This window comes from Streptomyces sp. BE303, from assembly GCF_036290945.1.
GTDB lineage: Bacteria > Actinomycetota > Actinomycetes > Streptomycetales > Streptomycetaceae > Kitasatospora.
Genome location: NZ_JAQYWZ010000343.1, coordinates 1 through 14775, shown reverse-complemented (window position 1 = coordinate 14775; position 14775 = coordinate 1). Strand labels below are relative to the sequence as shown.

Genomic DNA, 14775 nt, shown 5'->3' with positions numbered 1-14775 from the left:
TTGTCATTCATCGCGTCAGATCCTTTACTCCGAAGGGGAGTTGTCACGATCGACGGTAGATGCCGAATCTGCATGCACTCCAGTGAAAGCCTGGTCACCATACTTTCCAGTTCTGGTCATCCACCTCCCCCACCACCCCCACCCAGTCGACCGAACACTCGCGGAGAAGCCCATGCCCGATCTCGACCTCAACCTGCTCGTCGCCCTGGACGCCCTGCTCGACGAGGGCAGCGTCACCGGCGCAGCCGAGCGGCTGCACACCTCGGCTCCGGCGATGAGCCGCACCCTGGGGCGGCTGCGCCGCGTCCTCGGCGACCCGATCCTCGTCCGGGCCGGCCGCGGCCTGGTCCCGACCCCGCGCGCGGTGGAACTACGGGCGGAGGTCCGGGCGCTGGTCAGCCGGGGCCAGGCGCTGCTGGTCCCCCACACCGCCACCGAACCCGCCCAGCTGAACCGCCGCTTCACCCTCCAGACCGGGGACGTCCTGCTGACGGCGATAGGCTCCACGCTGGTCGAGACGGTCCGCGCGCAGGCGCCGGCCGTGACGCTGCGCTTCCTCGGGGAACACCTGGAGGGGACGACGGCGATGCGCGACGGCGTGGTGGACCTGGAGGTCGGCGTGATCGACCACCTGGACCCCGAGACCCGGACCGAGCCCCTCACCACCACCGGTCTGGTCGGCGTCGCCCGCACCGGGCACCCGCTGACGGTCGGCCCGCCGCCCACCGCCCGCGAGTTCGCGAACGCCGACCACCTCGCGGTCTCCCGGCACGGCCGCGGGCCCGGCCCGGTCGATCAACGGCTGGCCGACGTCGGACTCTCCCGGCGGGTGGTGACCATCGTGCCGAGCTTCACCGCGGCACTGTTCCTGCTCCGCGAGACCGAGCTGGTCGGCCTGGCACCGGCCCGGCTCGGCGGCGCGGCGGCCACCGCGCTGGGGCTGACCACGTTCCCGCTGCCGGTGGAGCTGCCCGAGGTGGTACTGAGCATGGCCTGGCATCCGCGCAACGACCAGGACGCGGGCCATCGTTGGCTGCGCGAGCTGGTCCGCGGCGTGGTGACCTCCCAGGCCGGGCCGAGCACCGCCCCGAACGGTTCCACCACAGTCCCGGCCGCCACGAGGCCCCACGCGGCGGGCTCGGCCACGGTTGCGGCCCGCGCCACGACGCCCAGGGAGACACCCCACTCGCCGGCGCTCAGCGGCCGCTGAGGCCGTACCCGCACCGCCCGCCGGGGCCCGGTGGACGGCCCGACCGGGCGCGGCGGGCGGGCCGGGGCCGTCCGCCGGGCCCCGGCCCGTCGCGTCGTCCGTCCTGCCGCGCCCCGCTACGCCGTACGGCGCAGCAGCGCCAGGTACATCGCGTCCGTCCCGTGCAGGTGCGGCCAGAGCTGGACGTCCGGCCCCTCCCCCAGGGCCGGGACGCCCGGCAGCAGCGGTCGTGCGTCGATCCACTCGACCCTGCCGCCCTCGGCCCGCAGCACGTCGTCCACGACGGCCCGGGTCTCGGCGAGGTGCGGCGAGCAGGTGGCGTAGCCGACCACACCGCCCACCCGCACCGCGTCGATCGCCGAGGTGAGCAGGTCGCGCTGGAGCGGGCCGAAGGCGGCGACGTCCTGCGGGCGGCGCCGCCAGCGGGCCTCCGGCCGGCGGCGCAGCGCGCCCAGGCCGGAGCAGGGCACGTCGACGAGCACCCGGTCGAAGCCGCCGGACTTCCAGGCCGGCCGGGTGCCGTCGGCGGCGATGACGGTGTACGGGCCGGGGTTGCCGGCGAGCGTGCGGGCGACCAGCCGGGCCCGGTGCGGCTGCTTCTCGCTGGCCACCAGCGCGGCGCCGCGTTCGGCGGCGAGCGCGGCGAGCAGCGCGGCCTTGCCGCCGGGGCCCGCGCAGCCGTCCAGCCAGAGCCGGTCGGGGCCGTCGAGCGGGGCGGCGGCGAGGGCGAGGGCGACCAGTTGGCTGCCCTCGTCCTGGACACCGGCCCGGTTCTCCTGGACCGCCGCCAGCGCACCCGGGTCGCCGCCCTCGGCGAGCCGGAGCGCGAACGGGGACCAGCGGCCCGGCTCGGCCTCGGGCAGCGCCTCGGCCAGCTCACCGACGGTCGCCCGGCCGGGCCGGGCGATCAGGGTGACCTCGGGGCGCTCGTTGTCGGCGCGCAGCAGTTCCTCCACCGCGGCGCGCCCGGAGGCGTCGGGCTGCCAGCGGCCGAGCGAGTCCCAGAGCGCGGCGACCACCCAGCGCGGGTGCGAGTGGACGACGGCGAGGTGGTCCTCGGCGTCCTTCTCGTACGGCGGGGCGACCAGGCCGATCCACTCGTCGAGGTCGTGGGCGCTGATCCGGCGCAGCACGGCGTTGACGAACTTGGCCTTGCCGTCGCCGAGCACCACCCGGGCCAGCTCGACGGTGGCCGAGACGGCCGCGTGGCTGGGGATGCGGGTGGTGAGCAGCTGGTGGGCGCCGAGCGAGAGCACGTCGAGGACCGGCGGGTCGACCTTGCTCAGCGGCCGGTCGATGCAGGCGGCGATGACCGCGTCGTAGGTGCCCTGGAGGCGAAGGGTGCCGTAGACCAGCTCGGTGGCGAGCGCCGCGTCGCGCCGGTCCATGCCCTTCTGCTCGGCCTCGCGGAGCAGCGAGGGCAGGATCAGGTTGGCGTAGGCGTCACGCTCGTCGACGGCGCGCAGGGCGCGGAAGGCGACGATCCGCGCCGGGTCCTTCTTCGGCCGGCGGTGCGGACGGGGCGCCTGCTTGGCGCCGCGGATGCCGGGGGTGCTGCTGGGCGTGCTCATGGGATGTGCCTCAAAGTGCTGCGGGGGTTATCTCGGGATCTCCGGATCCCGGGATCTCTGGAACAGTAACGCGAAACCCGGACCGCGGGCTCACCGGCGGGACCGACCCGGGCCGGGGCCTCTTCGGACCGACCGCCGGCCGGGCCGGTGGCCCGACCGCCGGACTACGCGCCCGGCTCCCCGATCGGCTCCTCGCCGAGCCGCTCGCCGGACTCGATCCGCGCGCCGCGCGCCCAGTCCGCGGCCCGCATCGCCTTCTTCCCCTGCGGCCGCACCTCGCCCAGCTCGACGTCGTGGCTCCCGGTGCCGACCCGGACGGAGTTCTTGCCGACGGCCAGCTCACCGGGGGCCAGCTCCGCGGAGCCCGGCAGCAGCCCGACCGGGCCGGTCACCTTGAGCCGCTCACCGCGGAAGAGCGTCCAGGCGCCGGGGGCGGGGGCGCAGCCGCGCACCACGCGGTCGATCCGCAGGGCGGGGGTGGTCCAGTCGATCCGGGCGTCCTCGACACTGATCTTCGGCGCGAGCGTGACGCCCTCACCGGGCTGCGGGCGGGCGTGCAGGGCGCCGTCCTCGATGCCGTCCATGGTGGCGACGAGCAGGCGGGCCCCGGAGTGCGCGAGGCGGCCGAGCAGGTCGCCGCTGGTGTCGGTGGGGCGGACCTCCTCGGTGAGCACGCCGTAGACCGGCCCGGAGTCCAGGCCCTGCTCGATCAGGAAGGTGGACGCGCCGGTGACCTCGTCGCCGGCCATCACCGCGTGCTGGACGGGGGCGGCGCCGCGCCAGGCGGGGAGCAGCGAGAAGTGCAGGTTGACCCAGCCGTGTACGGGGATCTCCAGGGTGCCCGGGCGCAGCAGCGCGCCGTAGGCGACGACCGGGCAGCAGTCGGGGGCGAGCTCGGTGAGGCGGGCGACGAAGTCGGGGTCGCTCGGCTTCGCCGGCTTGAGGACCTCGATCCCGGCCTCCTCCGCGCGCTGGGCGACGGGGCTGGCGACCAGCTTGCGGCCACGTCCGGAGACGGCGTCGGGGCGGGTGACCACCGCGACGACCTCGTGCCGGTCGGAGGCGAGCAGGGCGTCCAGGGCGGGAACGGCGACCTCGGGGGTGCCGGCGAAAACGAGGCGCATCAAGTGCCTTTCTGCTGTACCGGGTCCGGGCTGTACGGAGCCCGGCTGTACTGGTCGGGGCGGTACCGGGCCCGGGCGGTGCCGGGTCGGGGTGGTACCGGGTCGGGGAGGGAACGGGCGGAGCGGCGCGGGCCGGGACGGTCAGCGCGCCGAGCCGAAGGTGCTGTGCGGGGAGACCTTGACCACCGGCGCGGGGCCGCTGCCCCAGTCGGAGTCCCGGATCGCCTTGAGCGCGGCCTTCCGCTGCTCGGTGTCCAGGCGGTCGATGAAGATGATGCCGTCGAGGTGGTCGGTCTCGTGCTGGATGCAGCGGGCGAGCAACTGGGTGCCCTCGACGGTGACCGGTTCGCCGTGCATGTCGAAGCCCTTGGCGACGACTCCGTACGAGCGCCGGGTGTCGTAGCGCAGGCCGGGCAGCGAGAGGCAGCCCTCGGGGCCCTCCTGCTCCTCGTCGCTCAGCGACAGGTCCGGGTTGATCAGGTGACCGGTGACGCCGTCCACGTGGTAGGTGAACACCCGCAGGGAGATGCCGAGTTGAGGCGCGGCCAGACCGGCACCCGGGGCGTCGAGCATGGTGTCGGTGAGGTCCTTGACGAGGTTCCGGAGTTCCTTGTCGAAGGTGGTGACGGGCTGCGCGGTGGCCCGTAGGACGGGGTCTCCGAAGATGCGGATCGGCTGGATCGCCACGGATGCGGGCTCCTGTCCGTCGGGGTGCTGGTCGGGTGCGGGCGGCTGGCTTCGGCCGTCGGGATCGGCCGCCGATCAGTCTATGCAATCCGTCCGTGCCGGTTTCTGGCATATCCCGACCCACCTTGCCGCGTGACCCCGGTGGGCGGTCCGGCGTTGGTCAAGTGGGATTGACCAACGCCGGAGCGCGCGGGAAGGGCGCTCCGGTCGAGCCGAACCGTACGGAAGGTGGCACGTAGGCCATGGCCGAGCAGATCAACCACGACGCCCGGGCGCGGGCGAGCCTGCACCTGCTGGTGCGGGACATCGAGCGGGTGAGGCGGCAGGTCGACGCGCTGCGGACGCTCACCGCCCAGTTGGGTAACGTCTACCGGCCCCGCCGGCCGAGCACCTCGGCGGGGTTCGTCGTCTACGGGCGCGCCCCCGCGCCGACGGTGCGCCTGGCGCAGGAACTCAGGGAGAGCGTGGAGACGCTGGTGGCGGCGGCGGTCGAGTTCGACCGCGCGCTGGGCTTCTCCTGGGACTCGGTGGGCTCCGCTCTCGGGGTCACCAAGCAGGCGGTGCACCGGCGCTACGGGATGCGCCGACCGGCCGGCGAACTGCTGGCCGCGGGCGGCACCGTGCCGAACCCGAGCCGCCCGGACCGCTCCGAGGACCTGCCCGCCGCGCACGCTCCGGGCCACAACCCGGCCCCCGCACCCGCCCCGACCGGCCTCGCCGCCACCGTCCCGGCCGCCCGCCAGGGCGGGCTCGACCGCAGCAGCCTGGACCGGGCCGCGATGGAGCGCGGCAGCCTGGACCGCCCCCCGATCGACCGCTCCACCCTCGACCGCTCCACCCTGGACCGCACCGCCCTGGACCGCACCGCCCTCGACCGAACCCCGATCGACCGCACGCCGATCGACCGTTCCCCCCTGGACCGCCCCGGCGTCCCCCTCCGCGGCTGACCAACCCACCGGCCACCGGGCTGGGGGGCGGCTCAGCCCGTCCCGCCCCTCACCCGATGTCCGTCGGATCGATCCGCACCTTCACCGCCTCCGGCGTGCGCAGCGCGATCCGCGCGATCTGCGCCGCCTTCAGCGCCGCCGCCAGCGCCGCGCCCTGCCCGGGCGGGACCCGCAGCAGCGCACGCTCCTGCTCCTCCCCCCGCAACGCCGGAACCGGCACCGGCCCGAGCACGTCCGCCCCCTCCGGCAGCCGGATCAGCCCCAGCAGGTCGGCCACGGCCGCCGGGCTGCCCGCCACCGAGGCCATCCGCGCCACCGGCGGGAAGTGCAGCTGCGCCCGCTCGTCCAGCTCCAGCCCCGCGTGCCCCATCGGGTCCCAGCGCACCAGGGCCTGCACCGGCCGCGTGGTCGGCTCGGCGACGACGACCACCGTGCCGCCCTCGGTCGACGGCCGCACCAGCGCCGCGGCGGCCAGCCAGAGCCGCAGCGTCTCCTCCCCCGCCCGCAGGTCCGGGCGGCTGAGCAACGCCCAGCCGTCCAGCAGCAGCGCCGCCGCGTAGCCGTTGCCGCTCTCGACCACCGGTTCGGCGCCGGGGGTGGAGATCACCAGCGCGGGCTCGTCCGGCACCGTGGTCAGCACCGCGTCCCGCCCGGAGGTCCGCACGGGCACCTGCGGGAACGCCTTGCCCAGCTCCTCCGCCGTCCGCCGCGCCCCCACCACCGAGGCCCGCAGCCGGAACGATCCGCACTCGGGGCAGTGCCAGTCCCGTTCCTCCTCCCCGCACCACCCGCAGTGCAGCGGGGCGTCGGCGCCGGCCGCCTCCAGCGGGCCCTCGCAGCGCCGGCAACGCGCCGGCGTGCGGCAGCGGCCGCAGGACAGCCGGGGCACGTAGCCGCGCCGGGGCACCTGGATCAGCACCGGCCCGCCGGCCGCCAGCCCTTCCCGGGCCGCCTCCCAGGCGATCGAGGGCAGCCGGGCGGCCTGCGCGGCGGCGTCCCGGTGCTGGTCCTGGTCGGTGACGGTCCGCACCCGCGGCGCGACCTTCCGGACGGTCTCCCGGTCGGCGGCCAGCGGCCGGGCCCAACCGGTCCGCACCAGCTGCGCGCCCTCCACGGTGACCACGTGCCCGCCGAGCAGCACGGCGGCGCCCTCCTCGGCGGCGCGCAGCAGGGCCACCTCGCGGACGTGCGGGTGCGGGGCGCGCGGGTCGCTGTGGCTGGAGTCGCCGTCGGACCAGACGACGACCAGCCCGAGGTCGCGGACGGGCGCGAACATGGCGGCCCGGGTGCCGACGGCGGCGTGCACCGAGCCCCGGCTGACCATGAGCCAGCGCCGGTAGCGTTCGCGCGGGCCGAGGTCGGCGGCCAGGGTGGCGTGCATGCCCTCGCCGAGCAGCTCGGTCAGCGCCCGGTCGACCCGGGCGACCGCCTTCCCGTCCGGGACGACGACCAGGGCGCCGCGCCCGCCGGCCAGGGTGGCGGCGACGGCGCGGGCGACCTCGTACGGCCAGCCCGGTCCGGGCAGCGCCGTCCAGACGGCGCGCGGCGCGCCGCCGGCGGCCAGCGCGGTGAGGAAGTCGGGTCCGGCCGGGTAGCGCGACCAGCCGCCGGGTTCCGGCACGGGCGGGCGGGGGCCCGGCGGCGGCGAGGGCTCGGCCTCGGCCTTGGCGTGCCGGGGCGGGACGGCCAGCTGGAGGACGTCGGCGAGGGTGCCTGCGTACCGGTCCGCGACGGTGCGGCAGAGCCGGAGCAGCTGCGGGGTGAGGACCGGCTCGGGCGAGAGGACCTGGGCGAGCGGGGCCAGCGGTCCGGGGAAGTCGCTCTTCTCCAGCCGGGCGACGACGAACCCGTCGTGCAGTTCCCCGCCCTCGCGCTGCCCCTTGACCACGCGCGCCCCGAAGCGCACCCGGACCCGGACGCCGGGCTGCGCCTCCTCGGCCATCGCGGCGGGCACCGCGTAGTCGAAGAACTTGTCGATGGTGAGGACGCCCTTGTCGACGACCACCCGGGCCACCGGCAGGTGCTCGGCCCGCTTGGCCCCGTGCCAGGTGCGCGGCTTGGCCCGGCGGACCGTCTCCCGGATGAACGCCAGCTGTTCCGGCGCCCCGCCCTCGTCACTCCCCTGCGTGCTGCTCATCGCCCCAAGTACTACCAGGTCCCACCGACAGAAAACCGCAGGTGGTGGCCGTCCGGCACACCGGACGGCCACCACCTGCGGTCAGAGCTCAAACGGTCGGACGACCGGATCAGGCCTGGACGGCCTTCTTCAGCTGGTCGACGCGGTCGGTGCGCTCCCAGGTGAAGTCCGGCAGCTCACGGCCGAAGTGGCCGTAGGCGGCGGTCTGCGAGTAGATCGGCCGCAGCAGGTCCAGGTCGCGGATGATCGCGGCCGGACGCAGGTCGAACACCTCGGTGACGGCCTTCTGGATGGTGAGGACCGGCACGGTCTCGGTGCCGAAGGTCTCCACGAACAGGCCGACCGGCTCGGCCTTGCCGATCGCGTACGCGACCTGCACCTCGGCGCGGCGGGCGAGGCCGGCGGCGACGATGTTCTTCGCCACCCAGCGCATCGCGTACGCGGCCGAGCGGTCCACCTTGGACGGGTCCTTGCCGGAGAAGGCGCCGCCGCCGTGGCGGGCCATGCCGCCGTAGGTGTCGATGATGATCTTGCGGCCGGTCAGGCCGGCGTCGCCCATCGGGCCGCCGATCTCGAAACGGCCGGTCGGGTTGACGAGCAGGCGGTAGCCGTCGGTGACCAGCTTGATGCCCTGCTCGGCCAGCGCCTTCAGCTCCGGCTCCACGACGAACTCGCGGACGTCCGGGGTGAGCAGCGAGTCGAGGTCGATGTCGCTGGCGTGCTGGGTGGAGACGACCACGGTGTCGAGGCGGACGGCCTTGTCGCCGTCGTACTCGATGGTGACCTGGGTCTTGCCGTCGGGGCGCAGGTACGGGATCGTCCCGTTCTTGCGGACCTCGGTGAGACGGCGGGAGAGGCGGTGCGCCAGGGTGATCGGCAGCGGCATGAGCTCGGGCGTCTCGTCGGACGCGTAGCCGAACATCAGGCCCTGGTCACCGGCGCCCTGCTTGTCCAGGGAGTCCTCGTCGCCCTCGACCCGGGCCTCGTACGCGGTGTCGACGCCCTGCGCGATGTCGGGAGACTGCGCACCGATGGACACCGACACGCCGCAGGAGGCGCCGTCGAAGCCCTTCTTGGAGCTGTCGTAGCCGATCTCCAGGATCTTGTCCCGGACGAGCTGGGCGATCGGCGCGTACGCCTTGGTGGTCACCTCGCCGGCCACGTGCACCTGGCCGGTCGTGATCAGCGTCTCCACGGCGACCCGGGAGGTCGGGTCCTCACGGAGGAGAGCGTCAAGGATGGTGTCGCTGATCTGGTCAGCGATCTTGTCGGGGTGTCCCTCGGTCACGGATTCCGAGGTGAACAGGCGGCGAGACACAGCGCTCCCTGGGGTTGCAGCGGCTGCTGACTGAAAGCCCCGGTCGGACCCGGGAACTTCCGGAAAGACTTGATTCCTGGAGTGTAACGGTCGGCTTCCGACAATCGTCACGCGATTCCGCAATTGGAGACCGCCCTCCCACCCTTCGAGATCAGTCGACGGGCGGATCCAGCCGTTCGGCGACCAGGCCCCAGACGACGTCCGCGAGCGCCTCCTTCGGACCCACCGGAACGGGCGTCTCACTGCCGTCCGAGCCCAGTACGACGGCCTCGTTGACGTCCTGGCCGAAGGCCTTGCCGTCCCCGACCTCGTTGACGACGAGCAGGTCGCAGCCCTTGCGGGCGAGCTTCGCCCGGCCGTTGGCGAGCACCTCGTCGGTCTCCGCCGCGAAACCCACGACCAGTTGGCCCGAACGGGGACGGTGGGCCGAGAGCTCGGCCAGGATGTCCGGGTTGCGGACGAGCTCGACGGGCGGCTGCTCGACCCCGTCGACCTTCTTGATCTTGCCGGTGGCGTAGACCGCGGGGCGGAAGTCCGCCACCGCCGCGGCCATGACCACCGCGTCCGCCTCGGTGGACGCCGTCAGGACGGCGTCCCGGAGCTCCAGGGCGGTGGCCACCCGCACCACGTCCACCCCGGCCGGGTCGGGCAGCTCGGCATTGGCCGAGATCAAGGTCACACGGGCACCACGCGCCGCAGCGGTCGCCGCGAGCGCGTACCCCTGCTTTCCGGAGGAGCGGTTGCCCAGGTAGCGGACCGGGTCGAGCGGCTCCCGGGTGCCGCCGGCCGAGACCACCACGTGCCGCCCGGCGAGGTCGGTCCGGACGCCGCCGTAGCGCAGCACCGCCCGGCAGGCGTCGAAGATCGCGGACGGCTCGGGGAGCCGCCCCTTGCCGGTGTCCTTGCCGGTCAGCCGCCCGCTGGCGGGCTCCAGCACGATCACGCCCCGGCGGCGCAGCGTGGCGACGTTCTCCCGGGTGGCCGGGTGCTCCCACATCTCGGTGTGCATCGCGGGTGCCAGGACGACCGGGCAGCGCGCGGTGAGCAGGGTGTTGGTGAGCAGGTCGTCGGCGAGCCCGTGGGCGGCCCTGGCCATCAGGTCGGCGGTGGCGGGGGCGACCACGACCAGGTCGGCGCTCTGCCCGATCCGCACGTGCGGCACCTCGTGGACGCGTTCCCAGGTCGCGGTGGCGGCCGGGCGCCCGGAGAGCGCGGCCCAGGTGGCCTCGCCGACGAAGTGCAGCGCCGCCTCGGTGGGCACCACGGTGACCTGGTGGCCGGACTCGGTGAACCTGCGCAGCAGCTCGCACGCCTTGTACGCGGCGATGCCGCCGCTGACGCCGAGGACGACGCGCGGTGCGCCCGCCTGCTCCGTGCTGCCGCCCATGATCCCCATCTCTCCTCGCTCGGTGCGTGCTCACCCTACGGCCCGCCGGCGATCACCCGCACGGTGGCACCCCCACGGCCCCCGCGGCAACGCCGCAGGGCCCGTCGGAGCGAACTCCGACGGGCCCTGCGGGCGAAGGCGGGTGCCTCAGGCGGCCTCGATCGCCTCAGCGGTCAGCATGCCTGCGTTGATCTCGCGCAGCGCGATCGACAGCGGCTTCTCGTGCACGTGGGTGTCGACCAGCGGGCCGACGTACTCCAGCAGGCCCTCGCCGAGCTGGGAGTAGTACGCGTTGATCTGACGGGCACGCTTGGCCGCGTAGATCACCAGGCTGTACTTGGAGTCGGTGGCCTCAAGCAGCTCGTCGATCGGCGGGTTGATGATGCCCTCGGGCGCGGTCATGGAAGAGGACACGCGAAAACCTTCCGAAAGGGTGGAAAAGACAAAAGCTCAGCCTACACCGAGCAAGGCTAGCAGTTCGGTCGCCACCTGCTCGACGGAGGTGTTGACGAGCGTGCTGTCGAACTCCGGCTCGGCGGCCAGCTCGACCTTCGCCGCCTCCAGGCGCTTCTCGATCACGTCCTGCGGCTCGGTGCCGCGGCCGGTGAGCCGGCGGACCAGCTCGTCCCAGCTCGGCGGAGCCAGGAAGACGAGCTGCGCCTCGGGCATGGACTCGCGCACCTGGCGGGCGCCCTGCAGGTCGATCTCCAGCAGCACGGGCTCGCCGCGCTCCAGCTTCTCCAGGACCGCGGAGCGCGGCGTGCCGTAGCGGTTGCCCGCGAACACGGCCCACTCCAGCAACTCGCCGTTGGCGATCAGCTTGTCGAACTCGTCGTTGTCGACGAAGTGGTACTGGACCCCGTTCTGCTCGCCCGGCCTCGGGTGGCGGGTCGTCGCCGACACCGAGAGCCAGACCTCGGGGTGCTGCTTCCTCATATGAGCGACGACCGTGCTCTTGCCGACCCCCGAGGGGCCGGAGAGCACGGTCAGCCGCGGACGCTCACTCATGCACCGATTATCCCGGATCGCGGACGATCCCGGGACCACGGGGCACGGTCAGGCGGCACCGCCGCCGAACTCCCGCTCCAGGGAGGCGATCTGGTTGGTTCCGAGACCACGGACACGCCGGCTCTCGCTGATACCGAGCCGCTCCATGATCTGCTTGGCCCGAACCTTGCCGACGCCCGGAAGGGACTCCAGCAGGGCGGAGACCTTCATCTTGCCGATCACGTCGTTGTCAGCCTTGCCGGCCTTGATCACCTCGTGCAGCGAGGCGCCGGAGTGCTTGAGCCGGTTCTTCACCTCGGCGCGCTCCCGGCGAGCCTCGGCGGCCTTGGCGAGCGCGGCGGTGCGCTGTTCAGGGGTAAGGGGCGGAAGAGCCACGCCGTTCACCTCAGGTGTGGATGGAAGGGATTGAACTATGACTGGTTTGGTTCCCAGGACACCGGTCCACAGGGCGAACTCGCCGCCCCTGACCTGCGAGAGCAACGAGTTTCGCGGCTCTTCGATGACCTATCGCCGGACACTACCCGGATTGCGGCGCCGCGTCAGGAAAAGAACACGAAAAGTCCTGGTCAGCCAAGGCCGACCAGGACTTTCCCGGGCAAAATGACCGCGATTGCGGACCTTTGGCGCCACCGATGTGACGGCGCTCACGTCAACTCCTGAGATGGCGCGCCGCCCCGTCGCGCCACTTGCCCGCCCGCCTGCGGACCGTGCCGGGGCGGTTTCGGAGCGACACCGGCCCCGACGGGCGCGCGCGGCGGCGAATCCCGCCGCCTCGGGCGCTACTTGACCGCGTCCGCGTACTCCTGCACGAAACGGTCGGCCGCCGCCCGCAGCGCCTCGACCGAGGGGCCCTGCTTCAGCACGTCGCGGCTCACGCTCGGCACCACGTTGCGCACCGAGTCGCCGAAGACCCGCGGCAGGTCCGCCATGGTCGCGCCCTGGGCGCCGATCCCGGGGGCGAGCAGCGGGCCGTTGATCGCCAGGTCCACCCCGGCGTCGGCCAGGGTCGCACCGACCACCGCGCCGAACGAGCCGAGCGGCTCGGCGCCGGCGTTCTCGGCGGCCAGCTGCCGCAGCACGGAGGCGGCCACCGGCAGGCCGTCGGAGCCGACCGCGCGCTGCACCTCGGCGCCCTCCGGGTTGGAGGTGAGCGCCAGCGCGAAGACGCCCGCGCCGTGGGCCGTGGCCAGGTCCAGCGCCGGGCGCAGCGAGCCGAAGCCCAGGTAGGGGCTGACGGTGACGGCGTCGGAGAAGAGCGGGCTGCCGGGCGCGAGGAACGCCTCGGCGTAGGCGGCCATGGTGGAGCCGATGTCCCCGCGCTTGGCGTCCATCAGGACCAGCGCGCCGGCCGACCGGGCCTCCTCGACGGACTTCTCCAGGACGGCGACGCCCCGGGAGCCGAAGCGCTCGAAGAAGGCGGCCTGCGGCTTGAGCACGGCCACCCGGCCGGCCAGGGCCTCGACCACGGTGCGGCTGAAGGTCTCCAGGCCCGCGACGGAGTCCTCCAGGCCCCAGGCGGCGAGCAGGGAGGCGTGCGGGTCGATGCCGACGCAGAGCTGGCCGCGGGTGTCGAGGGCGTGGCGCAGCCGGGCGCCGAAGGGGGCGAGGGTCATGACGTCCTTCCGGGGAGGTGAGGGGGGTTCAGGCGGCCTTGGGCGCGTCGACCGCGCTGCCGACGGCGGCGGCCAGGTTGCGGAAGCCGCCGGCCCGGACGCGGGCGGAGAGGCCCTTGTGGATGCGGCGGCACCAGAACGGGCCCTCGTAGATGAAGGCGCTGTAGCCCTGGACCAGGTCGGCTCCGTGGATGATCCGCTGCCAGGCGTCCTCGGCGGTCTCGATGCCGCCGACGGAGACCAGGACGAGCCGGCCCTCGGTGCGGGCGCGCAGCCGCTGGAGGACCTCCAGCGCGCGGCCCTTGAGCGGGGCGCCGGAGAGGCCGCCCATGCCGATCTCCTCGACCCGGTCCGCGGGGGTGCGCAGGCCCTCGCGGCCGATCGTGGTGTTGGTGGCGATGATGCCGTCGAGGCCCAGCTCCAGGGCGAGGTCGGCGACGGCGTCGACGTCCTCGTCGGCCAGGTCGGGGGCGATCTTGACCAGCAGCGGCACGCGGTGCGGGGTGGTCCGGTCGGCGGCCTCGCGGACGGCGCCGAGCAGCGGGCCGAGGTGCGAGACGGCCTGGAGGTTGCGCAGCCCGGGGGTGTTCGGCGAGCTGACGTTGACCACCAGGTAGTCGGCGTACCGGGCGAGCCGCTCGGTCGACTTGACGTAGTCGGCGATCGCGTCGGCCTCCTCGACGACCTTGGTCTTGCCGATGTTGACGCCGACGACCGGGGTCGAGGTGGTGTGCGGGCGGGCGGCCAGCCGGGCGGCGACCCGGGCCGAGCCCTGGTTGTTGAAGCCCATCCGGTTGATCAGGGCGCGGTCCTCGACCAGCCGGAAGAGCCGCGGGGCCGGGTTGCCGGGCTGGGCCTCACCGGTGACGGTCCCGATCTCGACGTAGTCGAAGCCGAGCATCGACAGGCCGTCGATGCCGACGCCGTTCTTGTCGAAGCCGGCCGCGAGGCCGAACGGGCCGGGCAGGTCGAGGCCGAGGGCGCCGGTGTGCAGCGCGCGGTCGCGGGGGGCCAGCACCAGCCGGACCAGGCCGCGCAGGCCGGGCACCGAGGAGGCGAGCCGGACCCAGAAGAAGGCGAGGTGGTGGGCCTTCTCCGGGTCCATCTTCTTGAAGACGAGGTCGAACAGCAGCTTGTACACAAAGTCCTCCCAGGGCATGGAAGTGGGGGGCACCCGGCGGTACTGGTGCCCCCCACTGCGGTGGTGCTACTTGGCGCGGCCGGCGTTGATCAGCTCGGCGTGCTCCTGGAGCGACATGACGCCGACCTCGTCGCGCAGCAGCCGGTCGATGCCCTGGACGGCGGCGCCCATGGCCTGCACGGTGGTCAGGCAGGGCACCGAGCGGGCGACGGCGGCGGTGCGGATCTCGTAGCCGTCGAGGCGGCCGCCGGTGCCGTACGGCGTGTTGATGATGAGGTCGATCTCGCCGTCGGGGATCAGCTGGACGACGGTCCGCTCGCCGGTCGGGCCCTCGCCCTCGCTGTGCTTGCGCACCACGGTGGCGGGGATGCCGCCGCGCTGGAGCACCTCGGCGGTGCCGGCGGTGGCGAGGATCTCGAAGCCCAGGCTGGCCAGCGCCCGGGCCGGGAAGACCAGGTTGCGCTTGTCCCGGTTGGCGACCGAGATGAAGACCTTCCCCTTGGTGGGGAGGGCGCCGTAGGCGCCGGTCTGGGATTTGGCGTAGGCGGTGCCGAAGACCTTGTCGATGCCCATGACCTCGCCGGTGGAGCGCATCTCCGGGCCGAGGACGGTGTCGACGCCGCGGCCGTGGA

General features: G+C 73.9%; 13 protein-coding genes and 1 pseudogene. 2 read left to right on the top strand and 12 right to left on the bottom strand.

Features of this window, described 5'->3' with window-relative positions:
• Window positions 1-172 precede the first annotated feature (172 nt).
• Entirely contained in the window at window positions 173-1210 is a 1038-nt protein-coding gene (locus tag PUR56_RS04690) for a LysR family transcriptional regulator (RefSeq protein ID WP_329877320.1), read from the top strand.
• Between the two features lie 116 nt (window positions 1211-1326).
• On the opposite strand, the gene PUR56_RS04685 is transcribed toward PUR56_RS04690, so the two are convergent.
• The 3 genes from PUR56_RS04685 to def form a co-directional block, all read right to left on the bottom strand.
• On the bottom strand, window positions 1327-2781 hold the full coding sequence (locus tag PUR56_RS04685) for an RsmB/NOP family class I SAM-dependent RNA methyltransferase (protein ID WP_329947951.1): 1455 nt from the start codon (window positions 2779-2781) through the stop codon (window positions 1327-1329).
• 164 nt (window positions 2782-2945) lie between these two features.
• On the bottom strand, window positions 2946-3905 hold the full coding sequence (fmt, locus tag PUR56_RS04680; RefSeq protein ID WP_329947950.1) for a methionyl-tRNA formyltransferase: 960 nt from the start codon (window positions 3903-3905) through the stop codon (window positions 2946-2948).
• A gap of 141 nt (window positions 3906-4046) precedes the next feature.
• Window positions 4047-4592, bottom strand: a complete 546-nt coding sequence (gene def / locus PUR56_RS04675) for a peptide deformylase (RefSeq protein WP_329877314.1) — start codon at window positions 4590-4592, stop codon at window positions 4047-4049.
• Window positions 4593-4834: 242 nt separating this feature from the next.
• Between def and PUR56_RS43280 the strand changes: the two genes are divergently transcribed.
• Window positions 4835-5539: a hypothetical protein gene (locus PUR56_RS43280; RefSeq protein WP_443034435.1), complete on the top strand. Its 705-nt coding sequence runs from the start codon at window positions 4835-4837 to the stop codon at window positions 5537-5539.
• Between the two features lie 49 nt (window positions 5540-5588).
• On the opposite strand, the gene PUR56_RS04665 is transcribed toward PUR56_RS43280, so the two are convergent.
• From PUR56_RS04665 to carB, 9 genes and pseudogenes are all read right to left on the bottom strand, one after another.
• Complete coding sequence (locus tag PUR56_RS04665) at window positions 5589-7676, bottom strand: primosomal protein N' (protein ID WP_329947949.1); 2088 nt, start codon at window positions 7674-7676, stop codon at window positions 5589-5591.
• 109 nt (window positions 7677-7785) lie between these two features.
• Entirely contained in the window at window positions 7786-8994 is a 1209-nt protein-coding gene (gene metK, locus PUR56_RS04660) for a methionine adenosyltransferase (RefSeq protein WP_329947948.1), read from the bottom strand.
• Between the two features lie 151 nt (window positions 8995-9145).
• Window positions 9146-10381 carry a bifunctional phosphopantothenoylcysteine decarboxylase/phosphopantothenate--cysteine ligase CoaBC gene (gene coaBC, locus PUR56_RS04655; protein ID WP_329947947.1) on the bottom strand — a complete coding sequence of 412 codons (1236 nt, stop codon included), beginning with the start codon at window positions 10379-10381 and terminating at the stop codon, window positions 9146-9148.
• A 147-nt stretch (window positions 10382-10528) separates the two neighbouring features.
• Complete coding sequence (rpoZ, locus tag PUR56_RS04650) at window positions 10529-10795, bottom strand: DNA-directed RNA polymerase subunit omega (protein WP_030240625.1); 267 nt, start codon at window positions 10793-10795, stop codon at window positions 10529-10531.
• 36 nt (window positions 10796-10831) lie between these two features.
• Window positions 10832-11389: a guanylate kinase gene (gene gmk / locus PUR56_RS04645; protein ID WP_327675652.1), complete on the bottom strand. Its 558-nt coding sequence runs from the start codon at window positions 11387-11389 to the stop codon at window positions 10832-10834.
• 48 nt (window positions 11390-11437) lie between these two features.
• Window positions 11438-11764, bottom strand: a complete 327-nt coding sequence (mihF, locus tag PUR56_RS04640; protein ID WP_030056187.1) for an integration host factor, actinobacterial type — start codon at window positions 11762-11764, stop codon at window positions 11438-11440.
• A gap of 404 nt (window positions 11765-12168) precedes the next feature.
• Window positions 12169-13002, bottom strand: a complete 834-nt coding sequence (gene pyrF / locus PUR56_RS04635) for an orotidine-5'-phosphate decarboxylase (protein ID WP_329947946.1) — start codon at window positions 13000-13002, stop codon at window positions 12169-12171.
• Between the two features lie 28 nt (window positions 13003-13030).
• Window positions 13031-14143, bottom strand: coding sequence for a quinone-dependent dihydroorotate dehydrogenase (locus tag PUR56_RS04630; RefSeq protein WP_329878688.1), 1113 nt, complete (start codon window positions 14141-14143; stop codon window positions 13031-13033).
• Between the two features lie 66 nt (window positions 14144-14209).
• Window positions 14210-14775: pseudogene (gene carB / locus PUR56_RS04625) on the bottom strand (carbamoyl-phosphate synthase large subunit); the annotation flags it as partial.

What these genes read in the sequence shown, in the direction of transcription:
- PUR56_RS04685 (WP_329947951.1), bottom strand. Translation starts at nt 2,781, where the DNA reads ATGAGCACGCCCAGCAGCACCCCCGGCATCCGCGGCGCCAAGCAGGCG.
- gmk (WP_327675652.1), bottom strand. Translation starts at nt 11,389, where the DNA reads ATGAGTGAGCGTCCGCGGCTGACCGTGCTCTCCGGCCCCTCGGGGGTC.
- coaBC (WP_329947947.1), bottom strand. Translation starts at nt 10,381, where the DNA reads ATGGGCGGCAGCACGGAGCAGGCGGGCGCACCGCGCGTCGTCCTCGGC.
- PUR56_RS43280 (WP_443034435.1), top strand. Translation starts at nt 4,835, where the DNA reads ATGGCCGAGCAGATCAACCACGACGCCCGGGCGCGGGCGAGCCTGCAC.
- PUR56_RS04665 (WP_329947949.1), bottom strand. Translation starts at nt 7,676, where the DNA reads ATGAGCAGCACGCAGGGGAGTGACGAGGGCGGGGCGCCGGAACAGCTG.
- fmt (WP_329947950.1), bottom strand. Translation starts at nt 3,905, where the DNA reads ATGCGCCTCGTTTTCGCCGGCACCCCCGAGGTCGCCGTTCCCGCCCTG.
- pyrF (WP_329947946.1), bottom strand. Translation starts at nt 13,002, where the DNA reads ATGACCCTCGCCCCCTTCGGCGCCCGGCTGCGCCACGCCCTCGACACC.
- PUR56_RS04690 (WP_329877320.1), top strand. Translation starts at nt 173, where the DNA reads ATGCCCGATCTCGACCTCAACCTGCTCGTCGCCCTGGACGCCCTGCTC.